Source organism: Actinacidiphila oryziradicis, from assembly GCF_005047355.1.
Lineage (GTDB): Bacteria > Actinomycetota > Actinomycetes > Streptomycetales > Streptomycetaceae > Actinacidiphila > Actinacidiphila oryziradicis.
Map to the genome: position 1 here is coordinate 1 of NZ_SUMC01000338.1, position 1,353 is coordinate 1,353.

A 1,353-nucleotide genomic window follows, 5' to 3' on the forward strand; every position below is an offset into this window, starting at 1 on the left:
CTCGTGAAACGCTTTTACTCGGATGCGTTCGGACGTCGCGATTCAGCGGCGCTCGGGCTTCGCCGAGCGCGACATCAGTTCCTTGACGGCCACCTGCGGGGGCTTCCCGTCGTGGACGATGTCGACGACCATCTCGGTGATCGGCATGTCGATGCCGTGGCGACGCGCGAGATCCAGCACGGACTCGCACGACTTGACGCCCTCCGCCGTCCGCTTGGTCGCGGCGATGGTCTCCTGCAGCGTCATCCCGCGCCCTATGTCGGCACCGAAGGTGTGATTGCGGGACAGCGGTGAGGAGCAGGTGGCGAACAGATCGCCCATGCCGGCCAGGCCCGCGAAGGTGTACGGGTCGGCGCCCATCGCCTGGCCGAGGCGGGTGGTCTCGGCCAGGCCGCGGGTGATCAGCGAAGCCTTGGTGTTGTCTCCCAGGCCCATGCCGTCGGCGATGCCGACGGCCAGGCCGATGACGTTCTTCACCGCGCCGCCCAACTCGCAGCCGACCACGTCGCCGCTGGTGTAGGGGCGGAAGTAGCCCGTGTGGCAGGCCGCCTGGAGCCGCTTGGCGACGGACTCGTCCTGGCAGGCCACGGCGCTCGCGGCGGGCTGCCGGCGGATGATCTCGCCGGCCAGGTTGGGGCCTGACACGACCGCGATCCGCTCCGGTCCGGCGCCCGCGACTTCCGCGATGACCTCGCTCATCAGCTTGGCCGTGCCTAGTTCGACGCCCTTCATCAGGCTGACCAGCACCGTGTCCGCGCCGATCACCGACGTCCAGGCGCAGAGGTTGGCACGCAGCGTCTGCGCGGTCACCGTGAGCACCGCGAACTCGGCGCCCGCCGCGGCCTTCGCCGGGTCCGCCGTCGCCGTGATCCCGGACGGGAGTTCGACGCCCGGGAAGTACTCCGGGTTGGTGCCGGTGGTGTTGATGGCGTCGACCAGTTCAGGGCGGCGCCCCCACAGGGCGACCTCGCACCCCGCGTCGGCCAGGATCATGGCGAAAGCTGTGCCCCAGGACCCGGCCCCGAAAACAGCGACACGGGTCGTCACCGGCCGGCCTCCTCTCCTTGCGCTGCTCGTCCACGGCGCGCTTCAGGTCGTAGCGTAAAGGCGCTCAGGTCGATCGGCGGCCCTGCCACGACGTGGACGGTGTGCTGGGGGACGACGAGGTGGTGCTGCGGCATCCAGCCCGCCGGGAGCGAGTGCGGCGATCGCTCGGTGAAGGCGGCCGGACGATGATGGCCGCCAGCGGTCAACTGCTGGAACTGCCAGCGGTAGGAATCTTCGCCTGCTCCCACCTATCAACGTCGTTGCGGCCCCCGACGATGCCAGCGCCGGATCCACGCCGCGGCCGCC

General features: G+C 70.1%; 2 protein-coding genes. One reads left to right on the forward strand and one right to left on the reverse strand.

Annotated elements, in window-relative coordinates; translation table 11 throughout:
• Positions 1-42 precede the first annotated feature (42 nt).
• Positions 43-1,047, reverse strand: a complete 1,005-nt coding sequence (locus FCI23_RS55730; protein WP_136731773.1) for an NAD(P)H-dependent glycerol-3-phosphate dehydrogenase — start codon at positions 1,045-1,047, stop codon at positions 43-45.
• A gap of 92 nt (positions 1,048-1,139) precedes the next feature.
• Here FCI23_RS55730 and FCI23_RS59100 point away from each other — a divergent pair.
• Positions 1,140-1,353 (forward strand): hypothetical protein (locus FCI23_RS59100; RefSeq protein WP_211265918.1); only part of this gene is annotated, 214 nt, incomplete at its 3' end.